General features: G+C 46.7%; 19 protein-coding genes. 14 read left to right on the forward strand and 5 right to left on the reverse strand.

The annotated features are described in order from the left end of the window. The first annotated feature begins 88 nt into the window (after nucleotides 1–88). The 12 genes from glmS (at nucleotide 89) to QU605_RS07580 (ending at nucleotide 15,529) form a co-directional block, all read left to right on the forward strand. Nucleotides 89–1,936 carry a glutamine--fructose-6-phosphate transaminase (isomerizing) gene (glmS, locus tag QU605_RS07525; protein WP_289724671.1) on the forward strand — a complete coding sequence of 616 codons (1,848 nt, stop codon included), beginning with the start codon at nucleotides 89–91 and terminating at the stop codon, nucleotides 1,934–1,936. Nucleotides 1,937–2,472: 536 nt separating this feature from the next. After that, entirely contained in the window at nucleotides 2,473–5,223 is a 2,751-nt protein-coding gene (locus tag QU605_RS07530) for a TonB-dependent receptor (RefSeq protein ID WP_289724672.1), read from the forward strand. 142 nt (nucleotides 5,224–5,365) lie between these two features. Further along, nucleotides 5,366–6,874 carry a F0F1 ATP synthase subunit beta gene (atpD, locus tag QU605_RS07535; RefSeq protein WP_289724673.1) on the forward strand — a complete coding sequence of 503 codons (1,509 nt, stop codon included), beginning with the start codon at nucleotides 5,366–5,368 and terminating at the stop codon, nucleotides 6,872–6,874. A gap of 45 nt (nucleotides 6,875–6,919) precedes the next feature. After that, the gene (locus QU605_RS07540; protein WP_289724674.1) at nucleotides 6,920–7,198 is read left to right on the forward strand and encodes a F0F1 ATP synthase subunit delta/epsilon; all 279 of its coding nucleotides are present in this window, start codon (nucleotides 6,920–6,922) and stop codon (nucleotides 7,196–7,198) included. Nucleotides 7,199–7,432: 234 nt separating this feature from the next. Further along, nucleotides 7,433–8,554 (forward strand): aminotransferase class I/II-fold pyridoxal phosphate-dependent enzyme, encoded by a 1,122-nt coding sequence (locus QU605_RS07545; RefSeq protein WP_289724675.1) that lies wholly within the window; start codon nucleotides 7,433–7,435, stop codon nucleotides 8,552–8,554. Further along, nucleotides 8,551–8,931 (forward strand): putative signal transducing protein, encoded by a 381-nt coding sequence (locus QU605_RS07550; RefSeq protein WP_289724676.1) that lies wholly within the window; start codon nucleotides 8,551–8,553, stop codon nucleotides 8,929–8,931. The genes QU605_RS07545 and QU605_RS07550 overlap by 4 nt, the downstream gene beginning before the upstream one ends. 3 nt (nucleotides 8,932–8,934) lie before the next feature. Next, on the forward strand, nucleotides 8,935–9,561 hold the full coding sequence (bioD, locus tag QU605_RS07555; RefSeq protein ID WP_289724677.1) for a dethiobiotin synthase: 627 nt from the start codon (nucleotides 8,935–8,937) through the stop codon (nucleotides 9,559–9,561). 116 nt (nucleotides 9,562–9,677) lie between these two features. Continuing rightward, nucleotides 9,678–10,946 (forward strand): adenosylmethionine--8-amino-7-oxononanoate transaminase, encoded by a 1,269-nt coding sequence (gene bioA, locus QU605_RS07560; RefSeq protein ID WP_289724678.1) that lies wholly within the window; start codon nucleotides 9,678–9,680, stop codon nucleotides 10,944–10,946. Nucleotides 10,947–10,963: 17 nt separating this feature from the next. Next, nucleotides 10,964–12,136 (forward strand): beta-ketoacyl synthase N-terminal-like domain-containing protein, encoded by a 1,173-nt coding sequence (locus tag QU605_RS07565; protein ID WP_289724679.1) that lies wholly within the window; start codon nucleotides 10,964–10,966, stop codon nucleotides 12,134–12,136. Between the two features lie 116 nt (nucleotides 12,137–12,252). Continuing rightward, nucleotides 12,253–13,341 (forward strand): biotin synthase BioB, encoded by a 1,089-nt coding sequence (bioB, locus tag QU605_RS07570; RefSeq protein WP_289724680.1) that lies wholly within the window; start codon nucleotides 12,253–12,255, stop codon nucleotides 13,339–13,341. A 59-nt stretch (nucleotides 13,342–13,400) separates the two neighbouring features. Further along, entirely contained in the window at nucleotides 13,401–14,270 is an 870-nt protein-coding gene (locus QU605_RS07575) for a cupin-like domain-containing protein (protein ID WP_289724681.1), read from the forward strand. A gap of 95 nt (nucleotides 14,271–14,365) precedes the next feature. Beyond that, nucleotides 14,366–15,529 carry a hypothetical protein gene (locus tag QU605_RS07580; RefSeq protein WP_289724682.1) on the forward strand — a complete coding sequence of 388 codons (1,164 nt, stop codon included), beginning with the start codon at nucleotides 14,366–14,368 and terminating at the stop codon, nucleotides 15,527–15,529. Between the two features lie 11 nt (nucleotides 15,530–15,540). On the opposite strand, the gene QU605_RS07585 is transcribed toward QU605_RS07580, so the two are convergent. The 5 genes from QU605_RS07585 to QU605_RS07605 all read right to left on the reverse strand — a co-directional run bounded on the left by QU605_RS07585 (nucleotide 15,541) and on the right by QU605_RS07605 (nucleotide 21,377). Further along, nucleotides 15,541–16,182: a sterol desaturase family protein gene (locus QU605_RS07585; RefSeq protein ID WP_289724683.1), complete on the reverse strand. Its 642-nt coding sequence runs from the start codon at nucleotides 16,180–16,182 to the stop codon at nucleotides 15,541–15,543. A gap of 83 nt (nucleotides 16,183–16,265) precedes the next feature. Continuing rightward, nucleotides 16,266–16,757 (reverse strand): regulatory protein RecX, encoded by a 492-nt coding sequence (locus QU605_RS07590; RefSeq protein WP_289724684.1) that lies wholly within the window; start codon nucleotides 16,755–16,757, stop codon nucleotides 16,266–16,268. 1 nt (nucleotide 16,758) lies between these two features. Next, nucleotides 16,759–19,170 (reverse strand): alpha-L-rhamnosidase-related protein, encoded by a 2,412-nt coding sequence (locus QU605_RS07595; RefSeq protein ID WP_289724685.1) that lies wholly within the window; start codon nucleotides 19,168–19,170, stop codon nucleotides 16,759–16,761. Between the two features lie 114 nt (nucleotides 19,171–19,284). Beyond that, nucleotides 19,285–20,835, reverse strand: coding sequence for a ribonuclease E/G (locus QU605_RS07600; RefSeq protein WP_289724686.1), 1,551 nt, complete (start codon nucleotides 20,833–20,835; stop codon nucleotides 19,285–19,287). Between the two features lie 251 nt (nucleotides 20,836–21,086). Beyond that, complete coding sequence (locus tag QU605_RS07605) at nucleotides 21,087–21,377, reverse strand: HU family DNA-binding protein (RefSeq protein WP_289724687.1); 291 nt, start codon at nucleotides 21,375–21,377, stop codon at nucleotides 21,087–21,089. A 117-nt stretch (nucleotides 21,378–21,494) separates the two neighbouring features. On the opposite strand from QU605_RS07605, the gene mutY reads away from it, so the two are divergent. Together mutY and QU605_RS07615 are read left to right on the forward strand one after the other, a co-directional pair. After that, nucleotides 21,495–22,547 (forward strand): A/G-specific adenine glycosylase, encoded by a 1,053-nt coding sequence (gene mutY, locus QU605_RS07610; RefSeq protein ID WP_289724963.1) that lies wholly within the window; start codon nucleotides 21,495–21,497, stop codon nucleotides 22,545–22,547. Between the two features lie 15 nt (nucleotides 22,548–22,562). Beyond that, entirely contained in the window at nucleotides 22,563–23,027 is a 465-nt protein-coding gene (locus QU605_RS07615) for a single-stranded DNA-binding protein (protein ID WP_289724688.1), read from the forward strand. Nucleotides 23,028–23,030: the final 3 nt, after the last annotated feature.

Consider the following 23,030-nt stretch of genomic DNA (forward strand, 5'->3'; position numbering starts at 1 on the left):
ATTAACATAGTTAAAAGGGTCATTCATCCATATTTTTGATATAGATAGGGTGTTTGAATTAATTTTAAGGCCTCAAATACTTGTACTTATGTGTGGAATAGTAGGATATATCGGTCACAGGGATGCCTATCCGATCATCATGAAAGGATTACAGCGTCTGGAGTACCGTGGCTATGACAGTGCCGGGATTGCTCTGTACGACGGCACGAATATCAACCTGTCTAAAACTAAGGGCAAGGTTGCAGATCTCAGTGGCAAAGCAAAGGGGGAGATTTCCCTCGCTGGTCGCGTTGGGATCGGCCATACGCGTTGGGCAACCCATGGGGTCCCTAATGATGTTAATTCCCACCCGCATTACTCCAACTCCGGAAATTTGGTTATCATCCATAACGGGATTATTGAAAACTACGATTCAGTCCGGAAAGAGCTTACAAACAGGGGATATACCTTCCACTCTGATACAGATACCGAAGTCCTTGTTAACCTTATCGAAGAGGTTAAGAAGCAGGAAAATGTAAAGCTCGGAAAGGCCGTTCAAATAGCCCTGAACCAAGTGGTTGGTGCTTATGCGATAGCTGTTTTTGACCGCAGTAAACCCGATGAAATTGTCGTTGCCCGTCTTGGGAGCCCACTGGCGATAGGAATAGGAGAGGATGAGTTTTTTATCGCCTCTGATGCTTCCCCTTTTATTGAGTTTACAAACAATGCCGTTTACCTGGAAGATGGGGAAATGGCTATTGTCCGCCTTGGAAAGGAAATCCGCCTTCGCAAGATAAAGAATGACGCCATAACCTATCCAAACGTCCTGGAACTTCAGTTGAATCTCGAGGAGATCGAAAAGGGGGGATATGACCACTTCATGCTCAAGGAAATCTATGAACAGCCAAGGGCGATTAAAGATACGTTCCGTGGCCGCTTGCTGGCGGACCAGGGAATTATCAGAATGGCAGGCATCGACCAGAACCTCGAGCGCTTTCTGAATGCAAAACGAATTATCATCGTGGCCTGCGGAACTTCCTGGCATGCTGGTTTGGTGGCGGAATATATTTTCGAAGACCTGGCCCGAATCCCTGTTGAGGTCGAATATGCTTCGGAATTTCGGTATCGCAATCCGGTAATCACAGAGAATGACGTACTTATTGCCATTTCACAATCCGGCGAAACCGCGGATACCCTGGCAGCTATAAAACTCGCCAAGGAAAATGGCGCATTTGTTTTTGGAGTTTGTAATGTGGTAGGCTCTTCCATTGCCCGGGAAACCGATGCCGGTGCTTATACGCATGCCGGTCCGGAAATCGGAGTGGCATCTACCAAGGCGTTTACCACCCAAATTACAGTCCTGACGCTTTTGGCCCTGAAGCTTGCCAAAGAGAAAGGCGCATTCACGGAATCCCGTTTTCACGAGTTGCTCACTGAAATTGAAGGGATACCCCAGAAAGTAGAGCGTGCACTTGAGTCCAATACGCTGATTGAAATCATTTCTGAAGTCTATAAGGATTCCACGAATTTCCTATATCTCGGAAGGGGCTATAATTTCCCTGTGGCCCTGGAAGGTGCCCTGAAACTAAAAGAGATTAGTTATATACACGCAGAAGGGTACCCGGCTGCAGAAATGAAACACGGACCCATCGCTCTGATTGATGAGCAAATGCCCGTGGTGGTTATTGCAACCAAGAAGGGGCACTACGAGAAGGTGGTCAGCAATATTCAGGAAATCAAATCCCGTAAAGGAAAAATTATCGCCATTGTAACAGAAGGGGATACACAGGTTCGGGAACTGGCAGACCATGTCATTGAGGTTCCTGAGTCTTCAGAAAACCTGAGCCCGCTTCTAACGACTATCCCACTTCAATTGCTCTCCTACCATATTGCCGTAATGCGGGGATGCAATGTAGACCAACCCAGGAATTTGGCTAAGTCGGTAACGGTGGAATAACTACTTGTTTGACGGTTTCCCAGGTTATCCGCCATGATTAACTTCATGGATTCCGGATCATACAGAGTATTTCGAAACTTGTACACAGGGATCGGACTCGCCGTACGTATTCCACGCCATTTGGGAAAGCCAGCGGGCAAAGCCCGGACGCCTCTGCATTGCTTTAGCCCTCTGATTTTTGTTGGTGAAATCCAGTCATAGTTAATATTGCACTACCAGGGAGTTGCTCAAAGGATTGAGCTATATTCCTAATTCTTGTTTTCAATTCTATGGCTATTTCTTCTGTTGGCCCTGATTTCAAAAATCCTTTTTAAGACGGAATAGGAGGTCGTAAAAAGGAGGCTTAAGATTACCAGGCCCATCACATTTGGAACCGTCCGCAAGCTTTCAAACCCTTTAAAATATGTGGTTCTCAATTTTGGGGGTGATTAATTATGACATTGGTATTATGCGCGCATAATTTTGCGATATTTCAATTCCCGGTTCCAAAAAATCTGTATCTTGCTCTGAAAACCAAATAAACACAGGCTAATCTAATGAGAACAGGATTATTTCTTTTGATGTTCCTATTGGCAGTAGGAGCATATGCGCAGACCACGGTTCGTGGAAATGTAAGTGATGAAAATGGAGTTCCGGTGCCTGCGGCAAACGTCGTAATAGTCGGGACTACAGTGGGAACTACTTCAGACTTTGATGGAAATTTTGTGCTTGAGACTTCGGAAGTTCCACCATTCGAACTCCAGATTACAAGTGTTGGTTATTCCTCGACGAATATCACGATCACCGCAAATAACCAAAACGTTTCGATAACGCTGAGCGAGTCTCAAACCTATCTGGATGAGGTCGTTATTTCTGCCTCAAGAACCCCGGAACGCCTATTCGAATCCCCCGTTTCCGTTGAGCGGTTTGGATTAAAGGAAATAAAAAATACATCTGCAGAGTCATTCTATGGGGGTCTGCAAAACCTCAAAGGGGTCGACATCAACACGAACAGTTTAACGTTCCAGTCTATTAACACCCGTGGGTTTGCTTCTTTCGCCAATACGCGTTTTATGCAATTGGTTGATGGAATGGACAACACCGCTCCCGGATTGAACTTTGTCCTGGGTAACCTGGTGGGTATGAGCGAACTGGAGGTGCAGAGTATTGAAATCCTTCCCGGAGCCTCATCAGCCCTCTACGGGGCAGGTGCCTTCAACGGGATTCTGTTTATGAACAGTAAGAATCCTTTTGATTTTCAGGGCATCAGCGCCTACTTCAAAACAGGATTCACACAACAAGATGCCGCAGGCACTAATCCGTATTATGATTTTGGAATTCGGGCTGCCCATGCCTTCAGCGATAAATTTGCGATAAAGGCCAATTTCTCCTATTTATCCGGAGAGGACTGGCATGCAGTTAATGAGGAGGACCTGAACAATCCAGGTGCAACAAGGGCCGACCCTAATTATGATGGTCTTAATATTTACGGGGATGAAGTAAATACCCTATTGAATTTTGACCAGGCTGTTGGCCTGCCTTCCGGGACCTTGGGATCTGCACTGGTTTCTCGTACCGGATATGCCGAGTCGGACCTGTTAAACTATAATGCCCAGAGTGTTAAAACAGATTTTTCAATCCATTACCGGCCTTTTGCCAATGATTTCGAGATAATCTATAATGGTCGTGTGGGACGTGGAAATACTATTTACCAGGGAGCAAACCGCTATGCGATCCGGGATTTCACGCTGCAACAACACCGTCTTGAGTTCAGGAACAAAAACTTCTTTGTTCGGGGTTATATTACCTCGGAGAATTCCGGGAATTCCTATGACACCCGTTTTGCCGCGATCAATGTAAACAGGCGATGGAAAGGAGATGTCGAATGGTTTACGGAATACGCAGAGACGTTTATCGGAGCCCGGCTCGGTGTCGGAACCGGAATACAACTTCCGGAAGACCAGGCACATGCGATAGCGCGACAAGTTGCGGACCAGGGACGTTTGGTACCGGGAACGCCAGAGTTCCAGAGGACACTTAACAGTGTAATCTCCGATGGGGATTTTAACACCGGGGCTAAATTCATTGATAAGACTAAATTCCGGCACGCAGATGCGAACTACAATTTTTCCCACCTTACTTCCGATGTTATGGACGTAATGATTGGAGGTTCGTTCCGGGAGTATGAACTGAATTCAGCGGGTACCATCTTTACGGATATCGATGGTCCGATTAAGTATAATGAATATGGTGCATACCTGCAGTTGCAGAAGGAGCTTTTAGATGATCGCCTTAAACTCACCGGGTCGGTCAGGTATGATAAGAATGAATTTTTCGATGGTTTTTTCTCTCCCCGACTTTCCGTATTAGGGACCTTGGGTCAGGATCGAAACCACAACATCCGGGTTTCAGTTCAGCAAGGCTTCCGGAACCCGACCACTCAGGATTTGTTCATCGGTCTGAATGCCGGACGGGCTATTCTTGTGGGATCTGCTCCGGATAACCTGGACAGGGATGTGCGGACTTTTGAACTCACTCCTGCCGGACAGGCGATTACCGGAAGTCCGACCTCTACAATTGTCGGCCGGGCCGCTTATGAGAATGCCTTTTCAGTTAGTTCGGTCCAGGCGGGGGCTCCACAGGCTATAGAAACACCCCTGGTACAACCCGAGGAAATCACGGCTTTTGAGGTGGGTTACCGGGCGCAAATAGGTCGTGTCGCAATCGATTTGAGCGGATACTATAACACCTATGACAACTTTATATCCAACACCAATGTCCTGGTTCCTCTTTATGGACAAGCCGGGGATAACGCGCTATCCCTCCTGGCATTGCAAAACGGGGATGTAGAAGTTTATCAGAATTACACGAATTCCCCTGCGGATGTCGAATCCTATGGAGCTACTATTGGAGTCGAGGCAAAAGTACTTGGAGACTTCGATTTTGGTATTAACTATACCTATGCGGAGTTTGAATTCGATCAGGCGTCTTTTCCGGATTTCAGGACACAGTTCAATACGCCGAATCACAAAGTGAAGGCATCTTTTGGTCATACCCAACTGTTTAAGAATTTCGGGTTTAACATCAATTATCGATGGAGTGATGCGTACGAATGGCAGAACACCTTCGCCGATGGTCCTATTCCTTCCTTTTCCGTTTTGGATGCTCAGGTCAATTACGCTGTGCCCAGTTTTAAATCCGTCTTTAAGTTAGGCGGTTCCAACATCCTCGGAGAGGATTACTTCTCGGCGGTTGGAACGGGAATCGTAGGGTCTATTTTCTACGTTTCCTGGACCGTGAATCCGTAAGCGCAACATACTGTTTTCAGAGCGCCGGGAGACCGGCGCTTTTTTTATGTAAAAAGGGGTGGATTCCGTTTCAATTTATGGAGGAATGAACTATATTTGCAGCCGAAAAAAAGCACCTTAGACTTTTTATAAAGACAGAATAATGGCAAATCATTCAGGCAGGGTATCCCAAATTATCGGACCGGTAATCGATGTTGAATTTCCATCCGAGGCTGAGCTTCCAAAAATTTACGATTCTCTTGAAATTAAAAGAGAGGACGGATCCATTCTCGTTCTTGAGGTTCAATCCCATATTGGAGAGAACTCCGTTCGTTCTATTTCCATGGACTCTACCGATGGTTTGAGCCGGGGTACAGAGGTTGTAGCAACGGGAGCAGCGATCCAAATGCCCATTGGAGAAGACGTTTACGGACGCCTCTTTAATGTGATCGGGGATGCCATTGATGGACTTGGGAATTTGCCTAAGGCTGGAGACAACGGATTGCCAATTCACCGTGAAGCCCCAAAATTTGAAGACCTTTCTACGTCAACCGAGGTTCTCTTTACAGGAATCAAGGTAATTGACCTTATCGAACCTTACGCTAAAGGTGGTAAGATTGGGTTGTTCGGTGGTGCTGGTGTAGGTAAAACTGTTCTGATTCAGGAGCTTATCAACAATATTGCTAAAGGACACGGCGGACTCTCTGTTTTTGCTGGTGTTGGCGAAAGAACACGTGAGGGTAATGACCTGCTCCGCGAAATGCTGGAATCCGGAATTATCAAATACGGAGACGACTTTGTCCACTCTATGGAAGAAGGCGGTTGGGACCTGAGTAAGGTAGACAAGAAGGCGATGAAGGAGTCCAAAGCGACTTTCGTTTTCGGACAGATGAACGAACCTCCGGGAGCTCGTGCCCGGGTGGCCTTGTCAGGATTGACCATTGCCGAATACTTCCGGGATGGCGCCGGAGACGGGCAGGGGAAAGATGTTCTTTTCTTTGTCGATAATATTTTCCGTTTTACACAAGCGGGATCAGAGGTTTCTGCGCTTTTGGGACGGATGCCTTCAGCGGTGGGATATCAGCCAACCCTGGCTACTGAAATGGGTGCAATGCAGGAGCGTATCACCTCGACCAAAAGAGGTTCGATTACCTCGGTACAGGCCGTCTACGTGCCTGCGGATGACCTTACGGATCCTGCACCTGCAACAACTTTCGCCCACCTTGATGCTACAACTGTACTTTCCAGGAAGATTGCGGAGCTTGGAATTTACCCGGCTGTGGATCCCCTGGATTCAACATCCCGAATTCTTACTGCCGATATCCTCGGGGACGAACATTACGACTGTGCCCAACGGGTTAAGGAGTTACTTCAGCGTTACAAGGAGCTCCAGGACATTATCGCCATCCTCGGGATGGAGGAACTCTCAGAAGAGGATAAGCTTGCGGTTGCCCGTGCGCGAAGGGTACAGCGATTCTTGTCGCAGCCATTTCACGTTGCCGAGCAGTTTACGGGAATCCCTGGAGTGTTTGTAGACATTAAAGAAACGATCAAAGGCTTTACCATGATCATGGATGGGGAGTTGGATCATTTGCCGGAATCCGCCTTCAACCTTAAAGGAAGTATTGAAGAGGTAATCGAGGCTGGTGAAAAAATGCTGGCAGAAGCGTAGTTTCGAGTCCTCTAAAAAAGAAGCGTCTAACCGAATCCCTTTATTATGCATCTAGAGATTGTATCGCCTGAGGCGACATTATTTTCAGGAGAAGTTACCTCGGTTACCGTACCGGGAGTCAACGGTGAGTTTCAGATGTTTCAGGATCACGCCCCTATTGTTTCCCTGCTCCAGGCAGGCTCGGTAAAAATTGCCGGGAATATGGAAATTGAGGAGGAATTCCAGAATCGGTTTTCAAAGGCCTCTGACGGAAAAACAATCTTAAAGATAAACAGTGGTACAGTCGAACTAAAGAATAACAGGATTATCGTCCTGGCCGACTAAAAAACCCTGACCTGATTCTAAACCCGCATCGGAAGATGCGGGTTTTTTTATGGTCTTCTGTGAGTATGGAATCTAGAAGCTGCGGATGAGGACTTTTGAGAGCATTCCAAAGTTCATGTTGGGGGCGAGCCATCCTGTATTTTCTTTTTCCCATTCTGAGATTGGTTTTTCGTTTAGGTTCGGTATTCCGGGATGTGTTATTTTTACACAATGCAGGAGTTTCCGGAGAAATTATTGAAAAAGCTTAATGAGCGAAAGGCATCGGGAACCTTCAGAAGGCTATATGCCGATACGGGGCTGGTCGATTTCGCTTCAAATGACTATTTGGGGTTCGCACGGATTCCTGTTGAGGATCATACGTATGGACAAGGCAGTACAGGTTCCAGGCTGATCAGTGGAAACCATCCGCTTTTCGAAGCGGCTGAAAGATCGATAAGCGATTTTCACGGAGCAGAAGCAGCACTGCTATTCAATTCGGGATACGATGCGAATGTGGGATTGTTACCTGCTCTTTTAGAGCGCAATGATTTTATTTTTTACGATGCCTCAGTACACGCCAGTATTCGCGATGGAATTGCCCTGGGGAAGGCTAAAGGCTACAAATACGACCATAACAATCTCGATTCACTTAAAACGCGCATTAATAATGTGCTGGGGGATCGGATTCCCGAGAATTCAGAGGTCTACGTCATTAGCGAAACGGTTTTTTCCATGGAAGGGGATGGCCCTGACCTGCAAGCCCTGTCAACCTATTGTAAGGAAAATGGATTTCGGCTTATTTTGGATGAAGCCCATGCAGTGGGTGTCCTGGGGCCGCAGGGCCGTGGAGCTGTGGTGCAGGCGGAATGTGGGGATGGTGTTTTTGCTCGGGTCATTACCTTCGGCAAGGCCCTGGGATGCCATGGGGCAGCCGTCCTTGGAAGTAAGCTACTGAGGGAATATCTGATAAACTACAGCAGGAGCTTTGTATACACCACTGCACTACCCCCTGCAAGCGTAAATGTCATAATACAGGCTTATGAAAGACTAAAAGGAGATCTCGGGGCCGACGCGCTGGAGCGCCTGAATGCGAATATCGATATATTCAGAAGACGACAACAAGACCTGGGACTCTCGGGATATTTTATCCCGGCAATGGCTGCAATTCAATGTTGTGAGGTGGGAGGTGTTGAGCAGGTCCGCATGCTGGCCGAAGATCTCCAGTCAATGGGTTATGACGTGAAACCGATACGGTCACCCACTGTGCCCAGGGGAAGGGAGTGCCTCCGATTTAGTCTTCACGCCTTTAATACTGAAGAAGAAATCACAGGAGTTTTAACTATCTTGGAAAAGTCCTTAAAGAAAATGAGGGTATGAAAAAGAGTTACTACACTCTGGGTGCTTTTGACTATGTTGCTGATGCAGAGCTATTAAAGGCAAAGCTGGAGTCTGAGGGTATTCATGTCTTTTTAAAGGACGCGAATATTTTGCAGGCCGATCCGTTTATCGCTGCAGCCATAGGAGGAGTTAAGGTTATGGTGTATCAGGAGGATCGGGAAAAAGCGAAGGAGATCTACGACAGCGTACGCAGGTATGCCATAGACAAAAACGGGGAACCGGTGGTTTGTCCGAATTGTAAGGCTTCCCGTTCTGAACGCTACCTCGACAGATCACGTCTTTTGTATCGGTTATTTCCTTTTCTGGAGCCCCCGAAATACCGTTGTCTGAGTTGTGAAATGATTACACGGGGATAGGAAATGAAGCGAATATTTGTTACCGGGATTTCAACCGAAGTAGGTAAGACCATCGCATCTGCAATATTGGTGGAGGCCCTGCAGGCCGATTATTGGAAACCTGTACAGGCAGGGGATTTGGATCATTCAGACAGTCATAAGATCAAGGATCTGATCAGCAATACCAAAACAGTGATTCATCCCAATAGCTATGCGTTGAATACGCCTATGAGTCCACACGCGGCAGCAGATATAGATCAGGTTGCCATAAAATTAGATGCTATCGTCCCTCCCGCCACAGAGAACCACCTTATCATCGAAGGCGCGGGAGGATTACTCGTGCCCCTTAACGAGAATGATACCATTTTAGATCTGATCCGGCCGGAGTATGAGGTGGTCGTAGTCTCGCGTCATTACCTGGGAAGTATAAATCATACACTTCTTACCCTTCAGGCGCTTACAGATAAGGGTTTTAAGCCTTTTATCCTTTTTAGCGGCAACAGGCACCCCTCTACCGAGGCGATCATCCGATCCAAATCGGGACTGCCGGTTCTGGGCCGAATAGAGGAACATCCCAACTTCGATAAGAGTGTCATCCGTTTACTGGCCGAGAAATTGTTACCGACCCTGCAGGTGTATCATTTAGTATAACCCGGGGCTGGAGTAATGGAATAATTGTGGGAGGAAAAGGAAATTGCAACAGACGTATGGGATTACGTTGGTTATGCTGATCTTTGTGAGTCTAGGAACAATTAAATACAGGCATTTTGGAGAGCCTTACCAAACGGGACCAGAAATTCATCTGGCATCCCCTTACACAACATAAAACACATCCTGAAATGCTGGGGATTTCCCGTGCATCTGGAGTATACCTCTATGACGAAGATGGGAAGTCGTATATCGATGGGATTTCTTCTTGGTATACAGCTGTTTACGGACATTGCAATCCCTATATAATTTCCCGAGTTTGCGCCCAGATGCACCAATTGGATCAGGTAGTTTTCAGTGGATTTACCCATGAACCTGCCGTAGCCCTGTCCGAAACCTTGATTCCTATGCTGCCTGAAAACCAGGAGCGATTGTTTTTTTCCGATAATGGTTCCACGGCCGTGGAAGTTGCGGTAAAAATGGCTTTGCAATATCATTTCAACCAGGGGAAACCTAAAAAAGTACTCCTGGCTTTTGAGGAAGGTTTTCACGGGGATACATTCGGTGCAATGTCGGTCTCGGGACTTTCCGTGTATAACGGACCCTTTGAAGACTTCAGCCTTGAGGTAAAACGCATTCCGGTCCCCCTTGAGGAAAACCCTTCCAAAATCCTGCAACAGCTCGAAGGCATCCTCAATGCCAGTGAAGTTGCTGCATTTGTCTATGAGCCTTTGGTACAGGGGGCAGCGGCAATGAAGACCCATAATCGATCCGGCCTGGAAGCCGTCTTGAAGTACCTTAAGAATAAGGAGATCTTGCTTATCGCAGATGAGGTGATGACCGGCTTCGGTAAGACGGGTACTTGTTTTGCCTCTGAGCAAATGCAAACCAAACCCGATATGATGTGCCTTTCCAAAGCCCTAACCGCAGGGTTATTGCCAATGGCAATCACGAGTTGCACCGGTGAGATCTTTGAAGCGTTTTACGAAGATGAAGTCTCAAAGGGGTTTTTTCACGGCCATACATATACTGCGAATCCCCTGGCGTGCACAGCTGCGCTTGCAGGACTCGAACTCTATAAATCGGACAAGATCCAACTGGGGATCCGGCGTATTGAGCAGGGGCATCGGAAATTCCTCGACAGTATTGAGGGACATCCTAAAATTCGCGCTTCCAGGCAATGTGGTGTAATCATGGCGCTTGATTTGGATATTCAAACCGACAGATATGGAAATATCCGCGACCGGTTGATGGCGTTTTTTATGGAGCGAGGTGTGTTCCTCAGGCCCCTGGGGAATACCGTATACCTGATGCCTCCATATGTTATCGAGCCGGAAGAACTCAACATCCTTTACGATAACATTGAGCTCCTTTTGGACACCCTTTAAATTTTTGTAATGCACCTATGTTGAATCAGGTAATTTCTCTCGTTTCCATAGCCTCACTTTCTCCACTTGGTTCTGAACCGGAACAAGTTTGGAAGGCGTATCGCTCCCCGGAACACAGGCTGCATCCACTCAAGGGGTCGGGTTTTAGCGGGGATTATGCGGGTAAATTGCCGGAGCAGGAGACTCGGCTGATTCATGCGCTGAAAGAGGCGCATTCGGCTTATCGGGATCTGGATCCCAGTGTCCTCTATGCCATAGTCGCAGCGCGAAAGGCAATAAAAGCAGCCGGTTGGATTTCGGAATCGGGATTCGGAGTAAATATTGGTTCTTCCAGAGGTGCGACGGGGCTTTTTGAACAGTACCACAATACTTTTATAAAGACGGGGTCAGTACGTCCCCAGACCTCGCCAAGTACCACACTTGGAAATATCTCCTCGTGGGTAGCTCAGGACCTCAGAACCTTTGGGCCAGCGCTTTCTCATTCCATAACCTGTTCTACGGCTTTCCACGCCTTGTTAAATGGAATAGCCTGGATTCAATCTGGCCTTGCAGATCGATTTCTTGTTGGGGGGAGTGAGGCTCCTTTGACGGCCTTTACCCTTGCGCAAATGAAAGCCTTGAAGATCTACAGCAGGGAAGGCGGAGCCTATCCCTGTCGAGCCATGGACCTAAACAAAAAGAACAATACGATGGTCCTCGGAGAAGGGGCCGCAATGGCATGCCTGGAAGCAGGACGCCACAAGGAAGCACTTGCCTATATTACGGGCATGGGTTATGCTACAGAAGCTCTGAAGCACGGGGCTTCCATGTCACCCCGGGGGGATTGCCTGGAACGATCCATGCAAATGGCGCTAAGGGATATTTCTCCCGATGAAATAGACGCTGTCGTCATGCATTGTCCTGGAACACTGAAAGGTGACAGGGCAGAATATGCGGCCATAAAAAGCGTATTTGGCAGCCGCCTGCCGGCCCTTACAACGAATAAGTGGAAGCTGGGTCATACCCTTGGGACTTCAGGAATGCTCAGTCTGGAACTGGCCGTGCAGATGCTTCTTCATCAAAAATTCATCGGAGTTCCGTATCTGGATGGGATCCCTTACGAGGGCCGTTTGAAAAATATTCTGATAAACGCCGTTGGATTTGGAGGTAATGCGGTGAGTATTTGTATTCAAAGCGCGGATGCTGCTTAAATAGGAAATGTGGTTGGCGATTAGGGGGCAATGGGCTATTTTTGGTATCAGGTCAAGCACAAATTTTCTGTAGCCTACGCAAAAAAGTAACAACGGCCGTTAAAAAACGATATTCAATGACTGCAATCAGACATGACTGGACCCGGGAAGAGGTAATGCAAACATACAGTCAACCCCTGATGGATTTACTCTTTCAGGCAGCCAGTATTCATAGAGCGTACCACGATCCGAATACCGTTCAGGTCTCAACCCTGATATCCATAAAAACCGGGGGTTGTCCGGAGGATTGCGGATACTGTCCGCAAGCTGCCCGCTACCACACGGACATTGATGGAAATGAACTCATGTCAGTTTCACAGGTAAAAGCCCAGGCTTTACGCGCCAAGGCTTCAGGGAGTTCGCGCGTGTGCATGGGAGCCGCCTGGCGCAATGTGAAGGATGGCCCTGATTTTGACCAGGTTCTGGAAATGGTCCGGACCATCAATAAGCTGGACATGGAGGTGTGTTGTACCCTTGGAATGTTAACCGAGAATCAGGCCAGTCGTCTTGCAGAGGCCGGACTCTACGCGTATAACCACAACCTGGATACATCAGAGGATTATTATAAAGATGTCATTTCCACAAGAGCTTTTGAAGATCGCCTTGAGACCATTGGCAATGTTCGAAAAACGAATGTCACCGTTTGCAGCGGGGGAATTATCGGGATGGGAGAACAGCTGGAAGACCGGGCAGGAATGTTGGTAGCCCTCAGCACTCTTGACCCACAGCCGGAATCCGTGCCTATAAATGCCCTGGTTGCCGTTCCCGGAACACCTATGGAGGATATCGAGCCAGTTTCAATTTGGGATATGGTACGCATGGTGGCGACTACGCGAATCGTCATGCCAAAGACACAGGTCCGGTTATCTGCGGGGCGCACAGAAATGAGTCGTGAGGGACAGGCTATGTGTTTTTTCGCAGGTGCGAATTCTATTTTCGCGGGGGATAAGCTACTTACTACGCCGAATCCTGATGTGAATGAGGATATGGATATGTTTGAACTGCTGGGACTCAAACCCCAGGCCCCTTTTGTAAAAAAGGCCAAGCCCGAAACCGTGGAGGCAGAAGATTCCACACTCCAGCCCCTGGGCGAAAAACCGCGTTGGTCAAGGCCTGGCCATGTAATTGAGCGGAATGAAGCCGCAAGGAGGGAGCGGTCTTCGTAATCGGGTCCGTTTAATTTTTTTCCAGGTTTCTTACCTTTACGCGTCAATCCGATTTTTCCGTGCAACTCGAAGAAGTACCCAGGGTAGGTAATATTTCAAAGGAATCATTTCTGAATGACTATTTCAGGCCTCAAAAGCCTGTAGTTATTAAAGGAGCGATTGAGAAGTGGCCTGCGTACACCAAGTGGAACCTCGATTATATGAGGGAGGTCGCCGGGTCGAAGATCGTGCCATTATACGACGACAGGCCCGTAGATCACCGGGATGGGTTTAACGAGCCCCATGCCCGGATGCCGATGACGGACTATATTGATCTCTTAAAAAGCAAGCCTACGCGGTATCGGATTTTTCTTTGGAATATTTTAAAAGAAGTCCCTCAATTGCAGTCGGATTTTGAATATCCCGATTTCGGACTTCGATTGATGAAGGCCCTGCCCATGTTATTCTTTGGGGGAAGGGATTCGTATACCTTTATGCATTACGATATTGACCTTGCCAATATATTTCACTTCCATTTTGAAGGGGAAAAGGAGATCCTCCTTTTTCCTCAGACCGAAAACAGAGTCCTCTACAAGGTTCCCCACTCCCTGATAGCCCACGAAGGGATAGATTTCTCCGCCCCGGACTTTGAGGCCTGGCCAGCACTTAAGTACGCCCGGGGATTTAAGACTTATCTCAGCCATGGAGATGTCTTGTATATGCCCGAAGGGTATTGGCATTATATGCGCTATCTCACACCCGGGTTTTCGATGAGTCTCAGGGCGATAGCCAGAAACCCCAGAAATCTCAGTAAAGCCTTTTACAACCTGTTGATCATGAGGAGCTACGATAATCTGATGCGTCGCTGGAAAGGGCAAAGCTGGATTGACTGGAAAAATCAACAGGCCATTGAACGGACCCATAAAGGCATTTCGCCCTCCGTTTTTTAGCCCCGGAGCAGGAAAGGATAAAACGGATCCTATCCGGTTTTTCTGTTTAGGTAATTAATTTTAGATTTACACCATACCATGTATCCGAGCCTTCTATGCAGCTTGTTCCCCTGAATTCCAAATCTGAAGAAAAAGAGTTCATCCAATTTCCGGTATCCCTTTACCGGGATACCCAAAACTGGATCAGGCCCATGGATGCAGATATCCGGGCGGTTTTTGATCCTGAAAAGAATAAGGCATTTTCAAATGGTGATTGCAGGAGGTGGATCTTAAAGGAGGATGCCCGGACAATTGGCCGAATAGCAGCCTTTGTTCTCCGGACGACGCATAAGGAATCGGGGGATACAATTTCAGGAGGTGTCGGTTTTTTTGAATGTATTGACGACCAAAAAGCGGCTGACATGCTTTTTGATGCTGCCCGGGATTGGCTAAATGAACAAGGTGCGACCTATATGGATGGGCCAATTAATTTCGGGAGAAGGGATAAATGGTGGGGCTTGCTCACCAAGGGTTTTGATGTAGAACCCAATTACCAGTGCAATTACAATTTTCCCTATTATGCGGGGCTCTTTGAGAATTACGGCTTTAAAACCTATTATCAGCAATACACGTTTATACGAAATGTATTCGACCCCCTGAGCAAACGGCTGGAGTACAAATCGGAGTTGGTAGCATCCGACTCCGCCTATTCTTTTGATCATCTCCGCCTTTCGAATTTTGAAAAGTACGCCTCGGATATTATTGAGGTCTATAACAAAGCCTGGGTAAAGCACGAAGGCGTCAATGAGCTCTCTATGGAGCAGGGGAAGGCTATCATGGGTCAACTAAAGCCGATACTGGATGAGAAGATCATCTGGATTGCATACTTTGAGGGACGTCCGGTAGCCATCTTTGTCTGTATTCCCGAAGTGAACCAGCTTCTGAAGTACGTTAACGGGAAATTGAACCTCCCCGGAAAATTAAAGTTCTTCTGGCACAAGAAAACCGGACGAAACAAAAAGCTTCTGGGAATGGTGTTTGGGGTGGTTCCTGAGCATCAGGGGAAGGGTGTAGATGGAGCAATTATCAAAGTCATGTCCAATGTCCTTCGAACGGAAAGAAAATACGAAATCATTGAAATGAGCGGCATTGGGGACTTCAATCCGAAAATGATCCTGGTAATGCGTCAGGTTGGGGGTACTATTTGCAAAATCCACAACACCTACCGTTATCTATTCGACCGCACTCTCCCTTTTGAAAGGATGAAATCGATACGGTAAAGCCGGGGTTATCAGCCCTCCGTTCCTTTTGGGGGCATTGTACCAAAAACACGATCCCACAATGTGTTGGAAACCCCGAATGCTTTGTCCGGATATCTGTAGTGGTGCAGGCTATGATGCATCCAAAGGCTCTTAAACCTTTTTGGAGGCCGCATCACATGTGTCGCGCGATGCACAAAAGAATAGAGCAAATACCCTGTAAAGAATCCAGGAAAAAATCCAAAAGTGAGCTTAGGGGCGCCCAGAATCAAAAACACAACATAAAAGATCCCGAAAAGAATAGAAGCCATGATGATCCCTGGGACCGGGGGCATCAGTAATCGCTCCTTATCTCGCGGGAATTTGTGATGAGAGCCATGCATGATAAAATGAAACCGCTGTGACCATTTTGCTTCGGTAACCCAGTGAAATAGATAGCGGTGTAACATGTATTCCGCAAAGGTCCAGAAAAACAATCCGAAGGCAAACAAACCTAACACTGCCAATGGGTCGAGGCCAATTTTAACAATGGCCAGGGCTATAAGGCCAATAATCAGAGAGCCATAAACTATAATATTCTGAAGCGGATTTGTCTTTGTTAAGCTTTCAAGAAAAGGATTCTTGAAGATACGCGCTTGTCCATGCTGAAAATCTGTAGTTACCTTGGGTTTCATAGCACTCAATTTTGAAGTTCAAAATTAGGAAAAATCCTCAGAATTAGGAAACAAAGAGCTTTTGAGTTAGCGGGATGGATTTATTACCCGGGCGTTTCAGAGAGGATTTGCAACCTTTCATAAATCAGATCGGATTCCCACCCCCGATAAATGAAATAATCGACAAACTTCTTTTTCTTTTTCAGCAGGTGAGATTCGCGCTCCAGCGCCACCCACCGTTTTTCAGCCATAGTTTCAAAAAGTTCACGATACGCATCCTGGTCAATCGAAGCAAGGGCACTTTGAATGAGATAGTCGGAGATTTCACGTTGTTTTAATTCCCTTTTAAGACGGAGATGGCCCCAGCCTTTCTGTCGGAATTTACCCTGTACAAAGGCCGTTGCAAAACGGGATTCGTTCAAAAAATCACCTTCGATCAATTGAACAACAATAGTGTCAATCACCTCGGGGATCATTCGCATTTCCCTGAGTTTAGCCACTACTTCTTTATGGCAGCGTTCCCTATACGCACAGAAGTGCTCCATTCGGGAAAGCGCTTCCACCATGGTGTATGATTTGCTTTGCCAGCTTCCCATTTTATCCTTTTGTATAACGCACTTCAATCACCGCACCGCGACCGATTAGCTCAAGTACATCTGCATCCGCGGGACCCTCCTGAACCTTTCCTTCCAGGATTTCGAAATTGGATTTCCGAACACCTTCAAGTTTTAATTTCAGGGTCCAGTCCTCTTTTTCCTGACTTACTTTCAACACCGTTCGGCCCAAATCATCTATATGATAATACACCGAAACGGCATTATCCGCCACGAGCACATTTTCAAGTCGTGCTTCATTCCAGGAAGGAGGCATCATGGGAGACACTGTAATCTCCTTTTGTGCGACCATAGGTTGTATCCCGAAGAACTGACCTATAATGGGTATGGCAAAGCTGTAAATATTCCAGGCCTGAACAATCATGCCATAGTCCGGGGAGACTTCATACATGCTTCCGGGAAGGGCATAGCTAAAGCTTCGGGTCATGCGTTTGAGGTAATCCAGCGCCTGTTCCGGGCGTCCATAATTGTTTTCTGCGATGGCCTGTACCCCTGTCGGAAGGGTCATAACTGCACCCGTATAGGAGAACACCTTACTTCCTTCAAAAGAACTCGCATCCGAGCCGGCAGATTCGTCCCGGTCAATGCCCGTGACAAACATCCCGTAAGGGTTGACAAAGTTACGGGCAGTTTCAAGGGCCAATTTCGCTTTGTCAGGTTCGGCAATCCCCATCTCCATGGGGGTGTTAACTACCCAGTTATGATGTAAAACAAAAGGCTTCAGGTTGTAGTCGGTAGGAGTGTTAAGGATATTATCCCGGGTTTTCTCCAACTCGGTTACGGCCCATGGTTTGTTCAGCGTATCTGCACGAATAATGGCATCCCCGATAAGATGCAGGGCCTGCTGGTCAGTTCCCAGGAAGTCCGCATAGGATTGGAATTCATCTGACCAGAAAGCACTGTTAATTTTTTCACGGAGGTCCGAAGCTGTCTCCCTGTACGCATTGGAAAGTGCGGTTTCTCCTAATACGGCGGCAATTTTACTCGCGTCTGAAAAAGCGGCCTGAGTGTATGTGGCAACGTCTATCATTTCACTGTCCAGTCCGTGAATTTCCATCATGCCAAAGCCATCCGGAAAGCCATTTTGGTTCCCATCGTTTTCGGACATCAGCCATTCTAAACCTTTTCGAACGGTCGGAAAATATTTTCTTAGGAAATCGTCCTCCCCATTCCATTGATAAATTCGCCAGATCAGGGTTGCAAATTGGGGGGTCTCATTGATGTTACCCTTATTGAAGACAACCCCATTGGTCGACATTTCGTGAATTATCCTGCCATTTCCGTTTATAGCTTCTGAAACACTGTCGATTAACCGGATGGTCTCATGTACGATGTCGCGCTGTCCGACAGCCATATAACCCTGAAGGGCATATTCGCTATCTACACCGAACCACCAGGGATAGTCGGGAATTCCTGCGGTAATTCCCCTGCCGATTTCCGGAACATCACGAACAAGCCAATCGCAATTGTATTTTAACCATTCAAAAGTTTGATTCAGGGTTGAATCAGGGGTCGTTAATTTTGATCGGGAAGCGAGATCCTTATATCGGTTGGACTTCTCCTGTAGCAGGGAAGATTTGTTTTGCTTCAGATTTGAATATGTGGAGCGCGCCTCGCTTTCAGAAGTATAGGATCCGGCAATAACAAAAGTGACAGTCTGTGATTCTTCCGCCGGGATTTCCAATCTGTACTCAAGCATGGCGGCCTTTCCGAGCCCTTTGTATTTCCCTTCGGTTTCCCGGTGGGACCGTACAGGGAGATCTGCTCCGAAGACAACGTACCAGGGGTTTTCGATGTCCTTGATTATCCACGTTTCTGCCTCTGCTTCGAAAGTGCCTATGTCGGGATTGTCTTCCATACCGCTGCGTTCTCCCAACCAGGTGGGCCGCAAATCGGAATATCCGGTAAATTCAAATTGGTATGACAGACTGGAGTTACTCGTATTTCGAAATACATACTGAACAACGATTCCTTGTTCGCCATCCGGGACAAACTGCCATCGGTCGATCTCCAGAGGCATATCTTCCAGCATATATTTATGAAGATTTGCCATGGGATAGTTGAAAAATGCCGTTGCTTTTTCTAACGGGATCCGATTATTATCCTTTACAAGGGTGGCCTCAAAACCATCCAGCAGTTTAATGGGATGGTTCCAGACTCCTCCCATTTCACCTTTGATATGCCAACCCAGTTCGGGAAAACTACCGTCCTGATGCCCCACCATGTACAGACGGTCCCCAGCTGTAACATAGGGGCTGCTTAAATAGGTGTCAGTACCTTGGATATGGGGACTGTCTTTAAGGGCATCTCCAATAGAAAGTGGCATGCTTTCGACCTCCCGGGAACAGGAAAGTATTGCACAGGCCAGAAGGAAATACAGGTAGTAACGATTCATCTTCAAGGGTTCAAGTAATTTTGAATATAGCGTAAAAATACACATTACCTATAAAGGGAAGCGCAGCATGAATGAGGTATGGGCAAAAAAAAAGCCCCCTTACGGAGGCTGTTTTTAGGTAGTTATCAGGTTGCCATCCCGGTCGGTAAACCGGTATTCCAGATAGGTATAGGCATCCCTTGGCATTACTTTGACCCACTTCTTATACTCCAGAAACCATTTGGAGCGTATTGAAGGGAATCCCTTAGTTAGATATGCGGCAATAAATGGGTGGGCATTAAGCGTAATTGGCTTGTCCTTCCCATTTGATTTAAGGATCCGCTCCAGGGTATCGTTTATTTTTTCGATAAGCACGATAGGAGCTTCAACTTCTTGTCCTTCACCACTTGGGTTTGCTTCGGTTGTCTTGATGTTGACTTCAGGTCGCACCCGTTGTCTGGTGATCTGGACAAGCCCGAATTTACTTGGAGGAAGAATCTTGTGCTTTGCACGGTCATCTTTCATTTCGTCCCGGAGGTGGTTAAACAATTTTTTCCGATGTTCCGGACGCACCATGTCGATAAAATCCACGACAATAATACCTCCCATATCTCTCAGACGTAATTGCCTGGCGATTTCTGAGGCCGCAAGTATATTGACCTCAAGCGCGGTATCCTCCTGATTTTTCGCTTTGTTAGAGCGATTCCCACTGTTCACATCGATCACGTGTAATGCTTCGGTATGTTCGATGATCAGATAGGCACCTTTACTCATAGAGGCCGTTCGGCCAAAAGAAGTCTTTATCTGACGTTCGATTCCGAATTTTTCGAAAATCGGAACATTTGAGGCGTATAACTTAACAATGGATTCTTTTTCAGGGGCGATCTCATGCAGGTAATCCGTAATCTGATTGTAAAGCGTTTCATCGTCCACATGTATCCCGGTAAAGGTGTCATTAAAGACGTCTCTCAGGATTGAGGAGGCACGATTGAGTTCCACCAGCACTTTGGAAGGTGTATTCGCATTACGTAATTTTTTACACATCGATGTCCACTTGGACATCAGATTTTCGAGATCCTTATCTAATTCTGCTACTTTCTTGCCTTCGGCAACTGTTCGGATGATAACCCCAAATCCTTTGGGCTTAATGCTCTGAACGAGTCTTTTTAGCCGGTCCTTTTCTTGCGAACTGCTGATCTTCTGAGAAACTGAAACCCGGTCCGAAAATGGGACCATCACTAAAAACCTGCCAGCTATTGATAATTCTGAACTAATGCGGGGGCCTTTAGTAGAAATGGGTTCCTTTACGATTTGGACAAGCAGTGCCTGATTCGGCTTGACAACATCTTTAATGCTGCCATTTTTGTCGATCTCTTTTTCAAATGGAAAGTCTTTCAGGGCATAGTCCTTTATTTTTCCGGACCGTACTCCTTTTATAAACTTCAACATGCTATTGAGCTGAGGGCCCAGATCGTGATAGTGCAAAAAGGCATCTTTTTCGTACCCTACATTCACGAAGGCCGCATTCAGGCCGGTAACCGGCTTTCGAATTTTGGCCAGCAGGACGTCGCCCACGTTAAAATTGTGTTCGTTTTCATCCCGGTGAAGTTCAATCAGCTTTCCATCCTTAAGCAAGGCAAAATCGACGGAATTAGAATCGGATCTTACGATTAATTCTCTATTCACCTGATTAAATTTAGATTCACCCTGTACTAAGGTGAATTGATTAAACAATAGTTATTACAGGTTGTATCGTAAACCCGTCGAATTTCCTTTATGGAAATTCTATGTCAATGAACGTATTTAAATGGAAAAAGTAGTTCTGAGACTACTTTTTCTTGTGTCGGTTTGCTCTACTGCGCTTTTTCCGCTTGTGAGTAGCTACCTTATGTCTTTTTCTCTTTTTACCACTCGGCATAGCTCAATTTTAACAGTTCTTATTTAACCTGCACGTTGCTTTTTACTCCTTCGATAAACACTTTCGCAGGTTTAAAGGCTGGAATATTGTGGGCAGGTATTTTAATAGTTGTGTTTTTGGAAATATTTCTACCGGTTTTTTCGGCTCTGGTTTTGATAATAAAACTACCAAACCCTCTTAGGTATACATTGTCGCCGTTTTCAAGAGAAGCCTTAACTTCATCCATAAAGCTTTCAACAGTGGCTTGTACATCTCCTTTTTCCATTCCCAGTTTTTCTGAGATCCTAGATACGATATCCGCTTTCGTCATTTTAATTTATCTGTCGGTTTCAGGGTTGCAAATATATAAATATTATTGAATCTTTAATCCTGAAAAATCATTTTAAGTGCTTAAATACAGTTAGTTTTGCAGCCGCTTCAGCAACAAATGGACTTTTCAGATCGCATTTTAAGTTGGTATGCTCAAAACAAGAGAGACTTGCCCTGGAGAAAAACCAGGGACCCCTACAACGTATGGCTCTCCGAAATTATTATGCAGCAAACCCGTGTTGCCCAAGGATTACCATACTATTTAAGGTTTATTGAGCGCTTCCCGGAAGTAGCAGATCTCGCCAGGGCTTCAGAAGAAGAGGTCCTCAAAACCTGGCAGGGATTGGGATATTACTCAAGGGCCCGAAATCTGCACGCCACGGCACAGAGGGTGGCGACGGATTATCAAGGTACATTTCCCGCGACCTATAAAGAACTGATGGACCTTAAGGGGGTGGGCCCTTACACGGCTGCGGCCATTGGATCTATTTGTTTTGACCTCCTAACTCCGGTTGTAGATGGCAATGTATACCGTGTGCTCAGCAGGTACTTCGGAGTGGAACTCCCCGTGAATAGTGGGGAGGGAAGTCGTTATATAGCGGATCTGGCCGGTCAGGTCATGAGTAAGGAAAGCCCGGGAAATTACAATCAGGCGCTGATGGAGTTTGGTGCGCTGCAGTGCATCCCAAGGAATCCGGACTGCCTGGCCTGCCCGCTTTCGGACAGCTGTGTCGCCCTGGCGAAAAAAAAGGTTTCGCAATTGCCTGTCAAACTACCCAAAAAGGCGGTTCGCAAAAGATATTTCAATTACTTCATGCCTGTTGACCCGGATTTCCAGACCCTGCTCATAAAACGAAAAGACAAGGGGATTTGGAGGGGATTGTACGAGTTTCCCCTCCTGGAATCCGAGCTTGAATTACCTGATGAGAAGGCCGAAGCTCAGATTCTGGAAGGGGTTTTTACCCAGTTGAATGAACCCCTGAAATTCGTAAAGTGCAACCCAATTCCCCTGGTCCACAAGTTATCCCACCAACATTTGTTTGTCACGTTTCGCATCCTCTACCTGGGGCATGGATTAAGAGGAGGTGTGCCCATTACCAAAATGCAGTCCTACCCGGTCCCAATCCCAATAGCCAATTTTATGGAAACAGTTAAAAATTCGTACTTTTGATTAGATATTAAAGCTATGAGCGGAACACTTAATAAAGTAATGCTGATTGGGCATTTAGGAGATGAGGTAAAGCTCCATTATTTCGATGGAGGAAACTGTATTGGGCGTTTTCCCATTGCTACGAATGAATCCTATACCAATCGTCAGACAGGCGAAAAGGTGACCAATACAGAATGGCACAATATCGTTGTAAGGAATAAAGCTGCGGAGATTTGCGAAAAATACCTGAGTAAGGGAGACCTTATATATGTGGAAGGACGCATTAAAACCCGCCAATGGCAGGGTGAAGATGGCGCGACGCGGTACTCGACAGAAATTCAGGCTTCAGATTTTACATTTCTTTCGAATAAACAGGGAGATGTGAATCCTTCTGCCGGAGCAGCGAAGCCAACCCAAGCTTCCGCCCCTATGGCTGAAGGCCGGTCGGAGGGAGAAAACCCCCAGGCTGCAGGTCCGGAAGCGGATGACCTGCCATTTTAAGCA

Origin of the sequence: Robiginitalea aurantiaca (genome assembly GCF_030380815.1) — a bacterium.
Lineage (GTDB): Bacteria > Bacteroidota > Bacteroidia > Flavobacteriales > Flavobacteriaceae > Robiginitalea > Robiginitalea aurantiaca.